The following is a 17,122-nucleotide window of genomic DNA, read 5'->3' on the forward strand; positions in this document are numbered from 1 at the left end:
TCCTGCTATCTTTCTGCAAATAATAACCATGGCTAAATTCCACAAGACACTGGCTGCACTGCTGTTACTATTAACAGGCAGTGCCTATGCGCAACCCGATACGATTAAAGTAGTGGCCCAGGGCGCTACGCTGCAGCAGGTTTCAAAACAGTTTAGGTTTACAGAAGGCCCCGCCGTCAATAAAAAAGGCGATGTATATTTCACCGATCAGCCTAACGACCAGATATGGAAGTACGCCGCCGACGGACAACTTTCCCTGTTCATGGATAAAACCGGCCGTGCAAATGGTTTGTATTTCGATCGTAAAGGAAACCTCGTGGCTTGCGCAGATGAGAAGAACGAGTTGTGGTCGATTACACCTTCCAAAAAAGTAACGGTGCTGATGAGCTATTACCAGGACAAAAAATTAAACGGCCCCAACGACCTGTGGATAGATGCGAAAGGCGGTATATACTTCACCGATCCTTACTACCAGCGCGATTACTGGACACGTAAAAAGCCGGAAATGGCCTCACAGCAAATCTATTATCTGCCAAAAGGTAAAAAAGAAGCCATAGCGCTCGATAGTGTAAAGCAGCCTAACGGCATCGTAGGTACGCCCGATGGTAAATTCCTGTATGTATCGGATATACGCGCAGGCAAAATTTATAAATACAGTATTAAGAAAGATGGGGTGATAGGCGAGAAAACCTTCTTCTGCAACAACAGCACCGATGGTATGACGCTTGATAACCAGGGTAACCTTTACCTCGCAGGTAATGGTGTCACTATTTTTGATAAAGATGGTAATAAACTGGGCAACATCGCTGTGCCATCGCGCTGGGTGGGCAATGTGTGCTTTGGCGGCAAAAACCGTGATGTGCTGGTAATTACCGCCAGCGAATCGTTGTACACGATTAAGATGAACGTTAAAGGCGTTGAATAATGATAAGCAGGAGGGATTTTATCGCGCAGGGTGCTATGGGCGCTGCTGCTTTATATGCGGGCAAAACCTTTGCCGGTAGCCATCCGGAGTTGTACACGCTTAGCCGTGAGCTTACGCTTAACTGGGGCAAAACCTTACTTGGCCTGCAGATAAAAGATAAAAACGATCCTAACTACGGCACGCTTATTTACCGGCCTGAAAATGCGATACACGGCCGCATGGGCGACGCGATCTATCCTTTTTTATACCTGGCCGGTACTACAAAGAACAGCGATTATGTAGATGCCTCCGTACTGTTATACCGCTGGATGGAGAAACATGTAAGTCAGCCCGACGGATCGTGGTTAAACGACCCCGTGCCCGGCGCGTGGAAAGGCATCACAGTGTTTACCTCCATCGCACTGGCCGAAGCGGTCATGCGCCACGGTCACCTGCTCGACACTAAATTTAAGCAGGAAATTACCGCCAGGTTGAAGAAGAGCGGCGACTACATCTATAACAACTTTTCCATTTCCTACGGTAATATCAACTACCCGGTAGCTGCCTCCTACGCACTAACGCTGCTGGGCGAACTGCTGGATGAACCGCGTTTTAAACAACGCGGCCGTGAGTTTGCGCACAAGGTATTAACCTACGTAACACCTAAAGATAAGTTCCTGGGCGGCGAAGGTGGTCCGCTGGACAAACCCAGTGCGAAAGGCTGTTTCTCCGTAGATCTGGGCTACAATGTGGAAGAGTCGCTACCCTCACTGGTACAATATGGATTACTAACGAAAGATGAAGAAGTACTGGGCGTAGTAAACCGCATGATGGAAACCCATATGGAGTTCATGTTGCCCGATGGTGGCTGGGATAACAGTTGGGGTACCCGCAATTACAAATGGACTTACTGGGGCAGTCGCACGTCAGATGGCTGCCAGCCAGCCTTTGCGCTGATGGCCGACAGGAACCCTGTGTTTTACCAGGTGGCCTTAAGGAATACACAATTACTAAAAGCCTGTACCAAAGATGGTTTGCTGCAGGGCGGCCTGCATTATGGCAGTCATGGCCAGGTGATAAGCCTGCACCATACCTTTTGCCACATAAAAGCGCTGGTTACTATTTTAGATCATGGTATACATGCGCCCAAACAACAGGCGGTGTTGCCGCGTACCAAAGCATATGGCAGTCGTTTTTACAGCGATATACAAACCGTACTGGTAGCCAAAGGCGGGTTTAGGGCAACGGTTACGGCGTACGACAGGCCTTACAAAGAGTTCAGGGCCGGTCATGCTTCCGGTGGTGCGCTTTCCATGTTGTGGCACGATAAGGCCGGCATTATCCTCTCGGCCAGTATGAACGAGTACCAGTTGTTCGAATCGCATAACCAGCATGTAGATGCCGATCCGCTGTCGATGCCCTTAACGCCGAGGATAGAGCTGAAGGAGGGCGGCAAGACTTACACCAACATCAACGACTACAGCGCTACACTGGAGGTAATAGGGGATGTGGAAGTGCGCACCACCTCGCGGTTGGTAGACAGAAATTTGCAAAACCCAGCCTCTGGAGAGGTACGTTGCGACATTACTTATCGCTTTACAGCAGATAAAGTAAGTATTCATTTTAAGCATGATGGGGGAAAAGACGTGAAAGTGATCGTTCCCATTATTTCCCCATCCACCGAAAAAATAAAGGTGGGCGAGGCAGTAGAAGTGTTTAGGAAAGATGCGGTGTTAAGACTGACAGCCGATAAGCCGTTGATACAGATGCCCGTAAGCGGAAAAAGACTGTTCAACTTCGTTCCCGGCCTGGAAGCGATGCCTTTTGCCGTAACCGACAATGACGTAAATATTGTGCTCACCGTTAAATAAAGCCCTTGGTTAATTGTTAAATAATTATTATATTTAGATTAAGTTTAATGTAGTAATAGAATGCAACTGACCAGAAACCTGTGGAAATCCTATACCGAAACCGTACATGCCTTTAGTAATGCCGAATTGGCCAGGCCGGGCCTATCGCCCGAAACCGTTCACTTTTTAAAAGACTGTGGTTTACCTGCCGACTGCGAACCCTGTCTCGCGTTCGAGAAGTTCGTGGACAAGCGTATTTCAACAGTTAACGAGGTGCTGGGCACCGAGGAAAAGGAACTCGACAACTACCTGATGTTAGGCACCAACGGCTCCGGCGACCCGGTATGTATAGACCTTGCCCGCAAAAACGAGATCGTATACCTGAACCACGACCAGTCGTTCGAACGGGTATTCATCAACGCCTCCATTCTGCAATTTGCCCGCTGCCTCATGACTTACCAGGACTTCCTCGCCGCCGAAAACGGAGGCCGGAGGTTTACCGATGCCGAGTTACAAAAGCTGAAAACCCAACTGCGCAAAACCGATAAGCGCAGCGTGGAGAATGGTGCTTTCTGGACCGGCGAACTGGAATACCTGGAATGGGAGCGCACTAACGCCTGATTTTCCTGCTTTTTAAGCAATACATGGCATGCCTGAACCGCGAAGGAACAGGCTTTTGCCATTTCTATTGCCCTTACTGTCGTGCCCGGCAGTATGGCCGCCTGCTCCCTCGGCCTTTGTCATATCCTTGTCAGTTGATCCGTATTTAACCCGTATTTAACCCGTATTTGACCCGTAGATACTCCGTACCTATATAGATACGGGTTATCTACGGGTTAGCTATGGTTTACATACCGATAAGCCGATAAGCTTCGATAAAGCATGTTGAAAGCATGGTGAAGCGGAACGTAAGCGGACGGTTAGGCCTGAATTTGGAACACGGGTGTGGTTGCGACAGTTTTTTAATTACACTTTTTAAGGGCAAACCGCATTTACGGCAGGGCATTTGTTAATGCTCAGCCTAGTTCCCGTTGTTGAAGAGAGTGACACAACGGCGGCTGAATTGAAATGCTGCGGCTGGCTACCCTATCTTATTTCATTTTTTAAGATTGACTGCCGCATTCGTTAAATTTGAGAACATTAAACAGAAACGACAGACATGGCAAGTATCAAACCGTTCCGCGCTTTACGCCCCCAGCCTTCACTGGCTAAAGATGTAGCCGCCCGTCCGTACGACGTGCTTAATTCCCAGGAAGCAAAAGCCGAAGCTGCCGGCAATCCGAATTCTTTCTATCATGTGTCGAAATCCGAAATTGATTTGCCCGAGGCGACGGATGTTCATAGTAGTGCTGTTTATGAAAAGGCGGCGGAAAACCTGCAGCGTTTAACGCAGGAAGGCACGCTGTTCCAGGACCCTGAGCCTTACTATTACATCTATAAACTGGTAATGGATGGCCGTGCGCAAACCGGGCTGGTTTGCGGATCGTCGATTGCCGATTATAATAACGGGATCATAAAAAAACACGAGTTTACCCGCCCTGAAAAGGAGCAGGACCGTGTAAATCATATTACCGCAACACGTGCGCAAACAGGTAACGTGTTCCTGGCTTACAACGATGTGCCGGAACTGAACGTGATCATCGATAACTGGATGAAAAACCAGCCGGCTTATGATTTTACAGCGGCCGATGGTATTAGTCATACCATATGGGTAGTGAAAGATGCGGATGTAATCAAAGAAATTACCAGCCTGTTCGCCGAAAAAGTACCGGCTACTTATATCGCTGACGGGCACCATCGGGCGGCTTCGGCTGCATTGGTGAATAAGGCGGGTGGGAATACGGACGATGCGGGTAACTACTTCCTCACGACCATCTTTCCTGCAAGTCAGCTCGCGATCTTAGATTATAACCGCGTGGTGAAAGATTTGAACGGTTTGTCGAAGGCGGAACTGATATCGCGCCTGGAGTACGATTTTTTAGTGGAAGAAGTGGGGCATCACCCCCATAAACCATCTGTGCTGCACGAGTTTAGTATGTATATCGACAAAACCTGGTATCGCCTGGTGGCACAGGAAGGCACGTACAGCCACGACCCGATCGGTATATTGGACGTTACTATTTTGCAGGAAAATGTGCTGGACAAACACCTGGGTATCAAAGATCAGCGTACCGATAAAAGGATCGACTTTGTTGGGGGTATCCGGGGATTGGAGGGGCTGGCGAAGAGAGTGGACAGTGGAGAGATGGCCGTGGCCTTTGCGCTGTTTCCCGTAACCATCCAGCAGCTTTTTGATATTGCTGATAGTGGTAATGTGATGCCGCCGAAAAGCACCTGGTTCGAGCCCAAATTGAGAGACGGATTGCTGACACACGTGATCTGATTCATATAATTCCTATCTTAACGGCGGGGAAGCGTTTGCTTTTCCGCCGTTATTGTCCTTATCCCACCTGAATTTTTACTTAATTTTACCAAAACGCTTTTAGAGTATGACGTGGCAAAAGGCAGCAAGAATCTGGATTTTAATCATTGCAGGCACCTTTTTCGTGGACCGGGTAGTAGCCCAGGATGCAACTGAATTGCATGCTACGGCTAAGAACTTTATGCGCAGCGGCGACTACGCCAATGCTATTTTAGTGCTTAACCAGGCCATTCAGCAAGACCCCAATGACTTCCAGATGCGTAAAGACCTGGCCTTTGCTTACTACCTGCGAAGCGATTTTGCCCGCGCTAAAAGCATCATCGATCCCCTGCTCGAAAAAAGAGAGGCCGATGCGCAGGTGTACCAGATTGCGGGAAACATTTACCAGGCCAGGGGCGATTATAACGGCGCACAACGCATCTACAAAAAGGGATTAAAGAAGTTTTCGAAAAGCGGTGAGCTGTATAACGATTACGGCGAACTGCTGCTGAACCTGAAGAACTTCGACGTGGCGCTGCAAACCTGGGTAAAAGGTATTGAGCTGGACCCCAACTTTCCTGGTAACTACTACCACGCTGCTACCGCCATGTTCTACAGTAAAGACCCTACATGGCCTATCATTTACGGCGAAACCTTCGTAAACCTTGAGAGTTATACCACCCGTACCGCCGAAGTAAGGCAGATACTGGTAGAATGTTATAAAAAACTATTCGACGATCCGGCGATATTCAGCAGTATTCCGGAGGATGTGCCTACGAAAGGCAGCAAAAAGAATGAAGCGCCTAAAGACGCCGACTTTGCCGCTTCTTTTCGTAAGATTATGGCCAAACACGTAAGCGTGGTCATGACCGGCATTGAGCCCGAAGGCCTGGTAATGCTGCGTACCCGCTTCCTGCTGGACTGGTACAACTTTTACAGTCTTAAATACCCCTTTGCCCTGTTCGACTTTCAGCGCAAACTGTTGAAGGAAGGCATGTTCGAGGCCTATAACCAATGGATTTTCGGGCCGGTAAGCAACCAGTCCGACTACAAAGCCTGGACCGGCACGCACAAGCAGGAGTACGACGCATTTATGCAATATCAGCGTAACAATCCCCTGAAGTTACGGGCATCTGAGTTCTATAATACCAGCAAACTGGTGGTGGGCAGGCAGTAGCGCCGTGTGATTTTTACGTGCAATTATTACCTAACTTAGTTGTAATACCTGCATTTATAAATCCACGATGAATATGCTCTTTGCAAAACACCAAAACATTTTAGACAAGGCCGTAAAAGCCAGCCACGAAAGAACTTTTTACGCCCAGTATCCTGAGCATCCCAAAGCGTACGGCGAGGAGGCGCCCGCTGCCGGCGAAGCTGCTTTTAAAGCAATGCTGGGCCAGCCATTCGACCGCCTTTTACAGGATTCGGATAACTGGCAGGGCGAGGAAGTATCGCCTTACACCCTGGAACCGCTAAAGGTAAGTTACCCCATTGTGCCGGCCGATGCGCTGGTAATAGCCGCTAAAGAAGCGGGTAAAAAATGGGCGAAACTACCGGTTACAGAACGTGCCGCCATACTGGCCGAAACGTTGGAAGCCATTACAAAACACTTTTTCGAGATCGCTTATGCGACCATGCACACCACCGGTCAGAGCTATATGATGAGCTTCCAGGCCAGCGGTCCGCATGCGAACGATCGTGCCCTTGAAGCGATTGCTATGGGTTACCAGGAACTACAGCGTTATCCCGGACAGCTTACCTGGGAAAAGCCAATGGGCAAGTCCAGCATTAAACTCGATAAACATTTTAAAGCTGTGCCCAAAGGCGTTGGTCTGGTAATAGGTTGTTCCACCTTCCCGGTATGGAACTCGCTGCCCGGGCTGTATGCCGACCTGGTTACAGGCAACGCTGTAATCGTAAAGCCACATCCAAAGGCCGTATTGCCGATCGCTATCGTAGTAGCGGCCATACAGAAAGTGTTGCAGGAAAATGGCGTAGATCCGCTGTTATGCCAGTTGGCGGCCGATACGAGTGAGCATTTGAATACGAAGGAGCTGTGCGAACATCCCGATGTAACATTGATCGATTATACAGGCGGATCGGCCTTTGGTGATTATGTAGAGCAGTTGCGCGGTAAAACCGTGTTTACCGAAAAGGCCGGTGTAAACTCCGTGATCATTGATTCCGCGCCTGATATGGACGCTATGGCGCAGAACCTGGCGTTTGCCGTAAGTTTGTATTCAGGGCAGATGTGTACAGCACCGCAGAACTTCTTTATTCCTGCTAACATATATGACGAAGTAGCCGGTAAAATAAGAGATGCCGTGAGCGCGCTGGTGAACAATCCAAAAATGGGCGCGGGTACGTTGGGGGCAGTACAAAGTGAAGTAACGTTCAAACGGGCGCAGGAAGCAGGGGCATTGGGCGCAAAAGTGTTGCTGGGCGGTGGTCCGGTAAACAACGAAGAGTTTGGGAAAGCCCGTACCTGCTCGCCTACAATACTTGAAACCACTGCGGAAGAGCAAAACGTGTATGCGCGTGAGTTATTTGGTCCGGTGATATTGCTGGTGCGTACGAAAGATACAGCCGAGAGCATTCAGCTGGCGAAGGAAATGGCACGTAAACACGGCGCTATTACCTGTGCGGCTTATACAACCAATGCTGCGGTGCAGGCCGAAATAGAAGAGGAAATGAACAGCGTGTTTACACCTGTATCGTTCAACTTCACCGGTTTCATTTGGGTGAACCAGCACGCCGCGTTTTCAGACTTTCATGTAACGGGCGGTAATCCCGCTGGCAACGCCAGTTTTACCAATCCCGAGTTTATACTCAAACGTTTTGTGTGGATAGGTAACAGAACGCAGGTGAATTAATTGGGGGGGCAGGCAGTAGGACTTTGATTGGGCCGCCGTTGTGTCACTCCCTTCAGCCGCATTTCCCTCCCCGTCATTGCGAACAAAGAGAAGCAAGTCTTCGCTACAGTAAAAAGTATGGGGGCGGGTATGTTCGCCGGGATAGAAGAACTGGATGCTGCCCAATGTTGTTACTGCTGTTGAAGGCAGTGACACAACGGGGGCTGAACGGTGTGCTGCTGCTTGTTTCACTATAATTATTCTGGCCTGCTTTTAGCTCGTTAACGCATATATTTTCATCACCATAAACGCGCATTCATGTTAAAACAGCTTACGCTTTTAAGTATCACTGCCGCCTTGTTTACGATTGGTTGTAAACAGGCGCCTAAGGCCGATAAGGCAAAGGTAACCGAACCGCAGGCCGTGCAGCAGGAGCCGCATGGGCACGAATATACGCTGGATAAAGACGCCAGCCTGCTCACCTGGATTGGCACCAAACCAACCGGCGAACACAAAGGCGTATTTAAATTCACGAAAGGCAGCTTTCATGCAAACGATACGATCTTAACCGCCGGGAGTCTGGAAATAGATATGAAAAGTTTGCAGAACCTCGACCTGGTAAAGGATGCAGGTATGAAGAAGAAACTGGAGGATGAACTGAACGGTCCCAACTTTTTTGATGTGGAAAAATATCCCACCGCCCGGTTCGAGATCACCGAAGTAAGTGGTTTTCATCCCGGCAAAGAAACGACCGAAATTTTACTGAAAGACGCTACCCATCTGGTACGCGGCAATTTAACACTGAAAGATTCTACGAAGAACATCAGTTTCCCCGCTAAAATTGTGATCAGCGAAAAGGAAATCAACGGCGAAGCGAACTTCAACATCGACCGTACCCAGTGGGGTATTACCTACCGCGCAGATAAATCGCTGCAGGATAAACTGATTAATTCAATGGTGAATATCCGGATGAACATTAAGGCCAAAAGATAGCCGGATTTCCATGAGAAAACATTATATTTATTTAAGCCGCAAACTTAATTAAACCTATAATTTCATGGAATCCACTCAACAAAAGGACGAGCGCCTGTGGCGCATTGCCCGTAATCGCGCCGGTTTTAAATCACATTTGATCACCTATCTCGTGATCAATGGTTTTTTGTGGGCCTTATGGTTCATTACCGACAACGATAAATCAGGAACACCCTGGCCAATATGGCCTGCATTGGGTTGGGGCATAGGATTGGCCTTTGCCTATTTCAACGCCTATCACCGCGATCCGTTTGGCGATGCAGTAAATGAATACGAAAAGTTGAAGCAGGAGCAGGAACGGCGCGGATACTAGCGTTTCACGTAATCATACATCATGCAGCACCCCGTTAGATTATTCGACGTTATGGCCTGGCAGCAGCAGCGCTATCCCAAGCCCGATATGCTGGCCCGGAAAGAAGAAGGAGTTTGGAAAAAATACAGCACCGCCGAGGTACAGGAACTTAGCCGCAAGTTTGCCGCAGGACTGTTAAGTCTTGGTTTCGGTGGCGAAGAGCAGCGACAGGAAGAGCAGGTAAAAATCGCGATACTTTCGGCTAACCGGCCGGAGTGGCTGTTAACAGACCTGGCTTGTCAGCAGGCCGGGGCTGTATTGGCGCCCATTTACCCGACCATCAGCGAACCCGAATTAGAGTTTGTACTCAACGATTCAGCGGCACGTGCCCTGTTTGTGAGCGATATTCACCTGTTCGAAAAGGTGCAGCATATACGTGACCGGTTGCCACATCTCCGGCAGGTGTTTAGCTACGACCGTATCAGCGGCGTACGCCACTGGTCGGAAGTGCCTGCCCTGGCAACTCCTGAGCTGTTGGCAGAAGTGGAGTCGATCAGCAATGCTATTACCGCCGATCACCTGGCTACCATCCTTTACACCTCCGGCACCACCGGTATACCCAAGGGTGTGATGCTTACCCATCGCAACATCCTGAGCAACGTACTGGCCTGTGCCCCATACCTGCCTGTGTTTCCCGAGTCACGTGCGTTAAGTTTCCTGCCACTCAATCATATTTTCGAGCGCATGGTGTCATATCTGTACATGACCGCTGGCGTATCCATTTATTATGCTGAGAGCATGGAAACTATTTCCGACAACCTACGCGAGGTGAAGCCTGGTATATTCAGCACCGTGCCCCGGCTGCTGGAAAAAGTATATGAAAAGATCATGGCCAAAGGTCTGGCGTTGAAAGGTATTAAACGTTACCTGTTCTTTTGGGCCGTGAACCTGGGGAAACAATATGAGATTAACCAGCCGCAGTCTTTCTGGTACCGCCTGCAGTTGGCCATTGCCAATAAACTGGTGTTCAGCAAGTGGCGCGAGGCACTGGGCGGCAATCTACAAGGCATCATCACCGGTGCTGCTGCCTGCCAGGTGCGACTGTTAAAGATTTTTACCGCAGCAGGCATGCCCATCCTGGAAGGGTATGGCTTAACCGAAACCTCGCCCGTAATAGCCGTTAACCGTTTCGAGGAAAACGACCGCATGTTCGGCACCGTAGGACCATTGATCAGCGGTGTAGAGGTAAAGCTTGCCGAAGACGGAGAAATCCTCTGTAAAGGCCCTAATGTGACCATTGGCTACTATAAACGCCCCGACCTTACGGCCGAATCCATCAAAGACGGCTGGTTCCACACCGGCGACGTAGGTACGCTGGTGGCAGGGCGCTTCCTGAAAATCACCGATCGTAAGAAAGAACTGTTCAAGACCTCCGGCGGCAAGTTCGTGGCGCCCCAGCCGGTGGAGAACAAGTTTAAGGAAAGCCCGTTCATCGAGCAGATCATGGTAGTAGGTGCCGACCGTAAGTTCGCCGGCGCCCTGATAGTGCCTAACTTCAGCAACCTCGCCGACTGGGCCCGCAAGCAGGGTTTAAGCTTCGATACCCACGAGCAATTACTACAGTACCACCCCGTAACCGAGTTGTTTAAACAGGCTGTAGACAAGTATAACCAGTTCTTTAACCACATAGAGCAGGTAAAGAAATTCGAGCTGCTGCCCCAGGAATGGACGGTAGCGGGTGGAGAGCTAACGCCGACGTTAAAGCTCAAGAGAAAGGTGATAACAGAGAAGTATAGTGGGGCGATAGAGCGCATCTATTCCTAATTATTTTAGGTTTTATGGAGAAAACGCTTAAATTTGCACTCCCAATAATTATTGGCCCCGTAGTTCAATGGATAGAATAGAAGTTTCCTAAACTTTAGATCCAAGTTCGATTCTTGGCGGGGCTACGAAATCCTTGCAGAATATGTCTGCAGGGATTTTTTATTTCTCCCCTGGCTGAACGTCTTTAACACGGTGGTACCGGACTTCTGAGCGTCCCGATTATGCTTTTACCAGTGTCCGGTACACGAAAGTTTTATTCTACAATTTAGATTTATTAGATTATATTATAATCCAAACATTTGGTTATGGAGAGTTTTTTAAGTGCTACCGTTATTTGGTTTATATTAGGCTTTGTTTTACTTCTCCTGGAATTCGCAGTACCTGGATTTATATTATGCTTTTTCGGTTTAGGGGCCTGGGTGGTAGCCCTGGTTACGCTCATTTTTGATGTTTCCCTGAATGTACAGTTACTAATCTTCCTGGCTTCTTCCATATTATCTGTAGTTCTGTTTAGAAGCTGGATAAGAAAAAAAATGGGTTATAAAATCGCTCCGAAAGATTTGCTTAAAGATGAAATAATCGGCAAATCGGCAAAAGCAGAAACCCCTATCTCACCTAATCATCAGGGAAAAGTATACTTCCGGGGTGCCAGTTGGGGCGCATCTTCCACCGACATTATTCAGGAAGGGGAAGAAGTGATCATTATTGGTAACGACAGTATTATTTTAATCGTTAAATCAGCAAACTCGTTATGAATACTTCCACTATTATTCTCATTGTCCTGGCTCTATTTGTCCTGGTCGCCTTTCTTTCAACTTTCAAAGTTGTGCCGCAACGAACAATATTTATTGTGGAGCGGCTCGGCAAATACAACCGTACCCTGGATGCCGGATTTCATATCCTCATCCCTTTTATTGACAGAATCGCTTATAAGCAGAATCTGAAAGAGCAGGCAATTGATGTAGCCTCACAGATATGTATTACAAAAGACAATATTTCTGTAGAGGTGGACGGGATTTTATATCTACAGGTAATCGATCCCCAAAAAGCCTCCTATGGAATTGACAATTATAAATTTGCGGTGATACAAATCTCCCAAACCACGATGCGCAGTATTATTGGCAAAATGGAACTTGATAAAACATTTGAGGAGCGTGAAACCGTGAATGGCAGTATTGTGGAGGCAGTGGATAAAGCAAGTGAACCTTGGGGAATTAAAGTATCCCGCTATGAAGTGAAAAATATTTCGCCGCCACAGAGCATTAAAGATGCCATGGAGAAACAAATGCGCGCCGAACGTGAAAAACGGGCGCTGATCGCAGAATCCGAAGGTGATAAACAAGCCAAAATAAACAGGGCCGAAGGTGATAAACAAGAAATGATCGCACGCTCGGAAGGTGAAAAGCAACGTAAAATAAATGAAGCAAGCGGCACCGCTTCTGAAATTGAAATGATTGCCGTTGCTACAGCAAAAGGAATAAGGGAGATTGCAAAGTCGATCAATGAAGATGGCGGAATGAATGCTGTAAATCTTCGCATTGCAGAACAATACCTTACAGAATTTGGCAAGCTCGCAAAAACTAATAATTCAATGATCGTTCCTGCTGATCTCTCAGACATCGCGGGCGTGATATCGAGCATTACATCGGTTTTAAATAAATCAAAAGCCACGACCAACATTTTATAAATGAATAGCTAGTCTATCATTAAACGCCCAATTCTGAAAATTTTGGTCACGAAGGAGAAATCCGGGTACATCAGGTAAAGAACGTCTGTTATCCCAACCTTTTAAGGTCTGGACAACAGACGTTCTTCTTCCTGGACATTTCAGGCACACGGGGCTTGCTTACATCCTGTAACTTTGACTGATCATGAGTACAAAATCCGTAAAATTCGAAGTCTCTCCTGAAATAGGCAGCGTTTCTGCCCGGTACATCGCTGCTGAGAAGCCACAATGCATTTTTACCCTTGCACATGGCGCGGGCGCAAATATGGACCATGTGTTCATGGAAACACTGGCCGGCGGGCTCTCTAAAGTCGGTATGGCCACACTTCGCTTTAATTTCCCGTTTACAGAGAACAAAAAGGGTAGGCCCGATACGCCCGCCGTAGCACATGCTACAATTGAAGCAGCGATCGGAAAGGCGCATGAACTGAATCCTGACCTGCCGCTCTTCGTAGCAGGCAAATCATTCGGGGGGCGGATGTCTTCGCAGTATTTAGCAGCACATCCGGAGAGCGTAGCAAAGGGCCTTGTTTTTTATGGTTTTCCTCTTCATGCTTCGGGTAAGCCTTCTACTGAGCGTGCGGAACATCTGAAAGCATTAAAGATACCGATGCTTTTTTTGCAGGGAAGTAAGGATACACTTGCTACCTGGGAGCTGATAGAAGAAGTGACGAAGCCGCTGAAGAAAGCTACACTTGTAAAGTTCGAAGGAGCGGACCATTCGTTTAAGGCAGGCAAGAAGGATGTGATGTCGTTGTTGGTGGAGGCAACCAGGAAGTGGGTGGAGAAGAAAATAAAATAGATACATTTGATAAAAATATCCTCTATCCCGGGATATGCAACAGCCAGTGGCTGATGTAAACAATTACACCTATATGAGATCCATTATTTTAGTTTTCCTGGTATTATTCGGATGGCAGGTAAAGGCACAGTCATCAAAAGATTCGGTAGTAGAAAAATCAGGCTACTTGGTATTTATAAACAAAGGCTGGGTGTTTAAACCTTGTGTGAACGATACGGCGGCTTTATGGAAAGCGGCAAAAGAGGCTTCATTCGTGCCCGGCACCAAGCAGGACTCCCGTTATAAACGTTTGCCCGCTACCGGAATAGGCACACCACTGCCGGTTAGTGTCCTGGATAGGGCGAGTGGAACCACACGGCAGGATACGATCTTCTACTTTTACTGTACCACCTCTTTTCGTTTTGTTGGCGCATCGCAATACCGCAGCGATAGTAGTTGCCGGTACGAAGTGACATCGGCAAACAATGGTTTCTCCCTTGTATGTTGCAGTGTGCCTAATATTATAGTTAGTATAAAACCTAGAGAGGCTGAAGATAAAAAGGCCTATGTAAAGTATTTGATTGATGTCCGCGAACTATTGCCATCATGGACCGAACGTAATGCGGGTCAAAATGGACGGGTTAAGCAGGTGGCGGAGGCGGTAGGGAAAGGGGCATTGCAGGCGGTGTTGCCCGGAACGTTTTAACAATAACATAGCGATGCTGTTATGCTCTAAAATGACCACCATTCGTCTGAGGCATAGACGCCGGTGTTTGATGTCGTTGTCCTTTAACAAACGAATAAATAGGAACAACTGGCTACCGGCTATTTATTCTTTTAACAATTTTGTATATCATCGGCACCATGAGTAAATTTTCGCTATACACTTGTTCAGCCTGCGGAAAGGAACATGCGGATTGGCCCGCATTGGCTTTTTCCAGCCCATTCCATTATAACTGTCTGACGGAGGAGGATAAAAGATCACTTGCACAAATTGATACCGATTTCTGTGTGATCACTTACCCGGACCAAACGGACCGATTTATCCGTTGTGTATTAATAATGCCGGTTAACGATCACTGCGAAAGTTTGCATTATGGGCTCTGGGTGTCTTTGAGTGAGAAAAGCTTTGAGGATTACAAACGGAATTACGGGAACAGTGATCATGAAACTTCGTACTTCGGCTGGCTGAGTAATGGTTTGCCCGGTTGCGATTTTGTATCTGTTCCGATGACCGTTTATACACAAAAGAACGGTTCGCGGCCGTTAATTGTTCCGCATAAAGACTTCGCGCATCCGCTGGTAACGGACTATTACGGAGGAATTACAAAAAAGGAAGCAGAACATAGGATCAGCATGATGTTGAATGAAGTTGACAAGTGCGAAACCGGGCGTTTAAAGAAAGTCTTGAGCACAGTTATGAAGTTCCTGAGGAGCCGTGCCACAGACAAATAGGTGGCAATACCATAACCTTATCATCCCGCCCGAAATCACTAAATCCATCCTCCGTCACTACAATCTCCCCCGATTCCAACCATCTCTTAACCTTTAGTAACTCGCTTTCGAGGCCCGGATAATCGTCCTCAATAAGCCTTCTTACATCATTGTCGGTAAGGCGATGTTCTTCTTGGCTATCACTGATGGGAACCGCATACCCATATGCAATATCCTTTAAAAAGTGATAGCCATGTATATGTAGCTTATATAGTTCAAGAAGGCTTGGGTACTGACGAGCCGTTTGCCTCATCGCTTCATTCAAATAATAGATAATGTAGTATGTGTTATATTCGTTCAAATTGATGAGAGAGTATATCTTATTCTCAAAGTCAACCCGATGAGCCGTTTTATAATTAAAAGAAATTAATTCAAGGTACTCCTCGCTGTCCATATGCGCTTCAAGTTCGGGGTGTTCGTACAGCCATTGCTCAAACTCATGAACACTGATATCTCCTTTCAGTGCTTTAAAGAAAGGCTCTTTAAGATAGGTGGGTGCAGATTTCATAGTAGGAATAAATGTCGGCAATATTGAGCGAATTCCATAACCCTGTGTGCTGGCATCTTCTTAAAAAATATTTTGCAATCAAATAATTGCGCGTATATTCGCAATCAAATGGTAGCAAGTAGCTGATATGGAAACGAGAAGAGATATTTTTCAGGCGATTGCCGACCCGACGAGAAGGGCGATCATCATGCTCCTCGCTGTAGGTGCCATGACGCCCAACGCCATTGCCGGCCACTTCAACAGCAGCCGGCAGGCGGTGTCAAAGCATCTGCAGATTCTGACGGAGTGTGAACTGCTGCGGCAGGAGCAGCAGGGTCGGGAGATCTTTTATCATCTGAACGCTGATAAGATGAAGGAGATCGAAAAGTGGCTGGAACAGTTTAAGCAACTGATGCAGCAACGGTTCGGGCAACTCGATGAGGTATTAAAACAGCTTAAAAGCAATAAAAAATGAATAAAGCAGTGCTCTTCAACTTCCTTGTAGATAAGGAAAACAGGAAAATTAAGGTAGAAAGGTCCTTTGACGCTCCGGTTGAATTGGTGTGGGCGGCCTGGACAGAGGCCGACATTCTTGACCAATGGTGGGCGCCAAAACCCTGGAAGGCAAGAACGAAAAGTATGGACTTCAGGGAAGGCGGATCGTGGCTCTATGCAATGGTCGGACCCAATAACGAAGAGCATTGGGCTAAACAGGAATACCTGTCTATCCAGCCGAAAAACTCATTTACCTGCTGGGATGCATTTTGCGATGCAGAAGGAAATATAAACACGGCAATGCCCCGGAATAAATGGCGGAACGATTTTGTTGATAAGGGCCATCAGACGCTGGTAAATATCGATCTTAGCTTTGACTCGCTGGAAGACCTGGAGAACCTAGTAAAAATGGGCTTCAAAGAAGGTTTCACCATGGGCCTCGAAAACCTCGATCAGTATATCAGCTCGCAGTTTTATCTCAGGAAACAAAACAAACCGGATAATAAGGCGCGCATCGCTACCTATGTGAATTTTCCCGGCAATACAGAAGAAGCATTTTTCTTCTATAAAAGCGTATTCAAAACTGAATTTATAAATGGTATCAACCGTTTCGGCGAATTGCCTGCCGATCCCAATCAGCCACCGTTAGCCGATCATGTTAAAAAGATGGTACTGCATGTGGAGTTGCCACTATTGGGCGGGCACGTACTAATGGGAACCGACGCGCCTAAAGAAATGGGCTTCACGCTCACGCAGGGCAACAATATGCACATCCAGATAGAACCATCATCAAAGGAAGAAGCGGATCGCATATTCAGTGAACTGTCTGCAGGAGGCCATGTGCAAATGCCCATCCAGGATATGTTCTGGGGGGCTTACTTCGGTAGCTTTACGGATAAGTTCGGCATTAACTGGATGATTAATTATCAAGCTAAATAATAACCTTAAACAGAGGCCTGTAGTAATTACAGGCCTCTGTCA

At 47.5% G+C, this 17,122-nt stretch carries 17 protein-coding genes and 1 tRNA gene; 17 read left to right on the forward strand and 1 reads right to left on the reverse strand.

The features are described from left to right. Nucleotides 1-28: 28 nt before the first annotated feature. From QZT80_RS22675 to QZT80_RS22745, 15 genes are all read left to right on the forward strand, one after another. Nucleotides 29-925, forward strand: coding sequence for an SMP-30/gluconolactonase/LRE family protein (locus tag QZT80_RS22675; RefSeq protein ID WP_295127698.1), 897 nt, complete (start codon nucleotides 29-31; stop codon nucleotides 923-925). Then, nucleotides 925-2,775 carry a hypothetical protein gene (locus tag QZT80_RS22680; RefSeq protein WP_295127702.1) on the forward strand — a complete coding sequence of 617 codons (1,851 nt, stop codon included), beginning with the start codon at nucleotides 925-927 and terminating at the stop codon, nucleotides 2,773-2,775. Before QZT80_RS22675 ends, QZT80_RS22680 begins: the two co-directional genes overlap by 1 nt. Nucleotides 2,776-2,835: 60 nt before the next feature. Next, complete coding sequence (locus tag QZT80_RS22685) at nucleotides 2,836-3,375, forward strand: SUKH-4 family immunity protein (RefSeq protein WP_295127704.1); 540 nt, start codon at nucleotides 2,836-2,838, stop codon at nucleotides 3,373-3,375. Between the two features lie 538 nt (nucleotides 3,376-3,913). Beyond that, the gene (locus QZT80_RS22690; protein ID WP_295127706.1) at nucleotides 3,914-5,137 is read left to right on the forward strand and encodes a DUF1015 family protein; all 1,224 of its coding nucleotides are present in this window, start codon (nucleotides 3,914-3,916) and stop codon (nucleotides 5,135-5,137) included. 106 nt (nucleotides 5,138-5,243) lie between these two features. Beyond that, nucleotides 5,244-6,332, forward strand: coding sequence for a tetratricopeptide repeat protein (locus QZT80_RS22695; RefSeq protein WP_295127708.1), 1,089 nt, complete (start codon nucleotides 5,244-5,246; stop codon nucleotides 6,330-6,332). 73 nt (nucleotides 6,333-6,405) lie between these two features. Beyond that, on the forward strand, nucleotides 6,406-8,031 hold the full coding sequence (paaN, locus tag QZT80_RS22700; protein ID WP_295127710.1) for a phenylacetic acid degradation protein PaaN: 1,626 nt from the start codon (nucleotides 6,406-6,408) through the stop codon (nucleotides 8,029-8,031). Between the two features lie 297 nt (nucleotides 8,032-8,328). After that, a complete protein-coding gene (locus QZT80_RS22705; RefSeq protein WP_295127712.1) occupies nucleotides 8,329-9,003 on the forward strand; it encodes a YceI family protein in 675 nt (224 codons plus the stop codon). 64 nt (nucleotides 9,004-9,067) lie between these two features. Continuing rightward, entirely contained in the window at nucleotides 9,068-9,355 is a 288-nt protein-coding gene (locus QZT80_RS22710) for a 2TM domain-containing protein (protein WP_295127715.1), read from the forward strand. A 21-nt stretch (nucleotides 9,356-9,376) separates the two neighbouring features. After that, entirely contained in the window at nucleotides 9,377-11,158 is a 1,782-nt protein-coding gene (locus QZT80_RS22715; protein ID WP_295127718.1) for a long-chain fatty acid--CoA ligase, read from the forward strand. 53 nt (nucleotides 11,159-11,211) lie between these two features. Then, nucleotides 11,212-11,283 (forward strand) — tRNA-Arg (locus tag QZT80_RS22720). A gap of 180 nt (nucleotides 11,284-11,463) precedes the next feature. Continuing rightward, entirely contained in the window at nucleotides 11,464-11,913 is a 450-nt protein-coding gene (locus tag QZT80_RS22725) for an NfeD family protein (RefSeq protein ID WP_295127720.1), read from the forward strand. After that, nucleotides 11,910-12,845, forward strand: coding sequence for an SPFH domain-containing protein (locus tag QZT80_RS22730; protein ID WP_295127723.1), 936 nt, complete (start codon nucleotides 11,910-11,912; stop codon nucleotides 12,843-12,845). Before QZT80_RS22725 ends, QZT80_RS22730 begins: the two co-directional genes overlap by 4 nt. A 184-nt stretch (nucleotides 12,846-13,029) precedes the next feature. Beyond that, complete coding sequence (locus QZT80_RS22735; protein ID WP_295127726.1) at nucleotides 13,030-13,686, forward strand: alpha/beta family hydrolase; 657 nt, start codon at nucleotides 13,030-13,032, stop codon at nucleotides 13,684-13,686. Between the two features lie 73 nt (nucleotides 13,687-13,759). Continuing rightward, on the forward strand, nucleotides 13,760-14,371 hold the full coding sequence (locus QZT80_RS22740; RefSeq protein ID WP_295127729.1) for a hypothetical protein: 612 nt from the start codon (nucleotides 13,760-13,762) through the stop codon (nucleotides 14,369-14,371). A gap of 158 nt (nucleotides 14,372-14,529) precedes the next feature. Then, nucleotides 14,530-15,120: a DUF2199 domain-containing protein gene (locus tag QZT80_RS22745; protein ID WP_295127732.1), complete on the forward strand. Its 591-nt coding sequence runs from the start codon at nucleotides 14,530-14,532 to the stop codon at nucleotides 15,118-15,120. Here the strand turns inward: QZT80_RS22745 and QZT80_RS22750 are convergent. Continuing rightward, the gene (locus QZT80_RS22750) at nucleotides 15,083-15,667 is read right to left on the reverse strand and encodes a hypothetical protein (RefSeq protein WP_295127735.1); all 585 of its coding nucleotides are present in this window, start codon (nucleotides 15,665-15,667) and stop codon (nucleotides 15,083-15,085) included. The two genes, QZT80_RS22745 and QZT80_RS22750, sit on opposite strands and share 38 nt — an antisense overlap. A 127-nt stretch (nucleotides 15,668-15,794) precedes the next feature. Here QZT80_RS22750 and QZT80_RS22755 point away from each other — a divergent pair, with 127 nt between their 5' ends. Together QZT80_RS22755 and QZT80_RS22760 are read left to right on the forward strand one after the other, a co-directional pair. Continuing rightward, nucleotides 15,795-16,121 carry a helix-turn-helix transcriptional regulator gene (locus QZT80_RS22755; protein WP_295127738.1) on the forward strand — a complete coding sequence of 109 codons (327 nt, stop codon included), beginning with the start codon at nucleotides 15,795-15,797 and terminating at the stop codon, nucleotides 16,119-16,121. Continuing rightward, a complete protein-coding gene (locus tag QZT80_RS22760; protein ID WP_295127741.1) occupies nucleotides 16,118-17,080 on the forward strand; it encodes an SRPBCC domain-containing protein in 963 nt (320 codons plus the stop codon). Before QZT80_RS22755 ends, QZT80_RS22760 begins: the two co-directional genes overlap by 4 nt. Nucleotides 17,081-17,122: the final 42 nt, after the last annotated feature.

The organism is uncultured Chitinophaga sp., from assembly GCF_902168175.1.
Lineage (GTDB): Bacteria > Bacteroidota > Bacteroidia > Chitinophagales > Chitinophagaceae > Chitinophaga.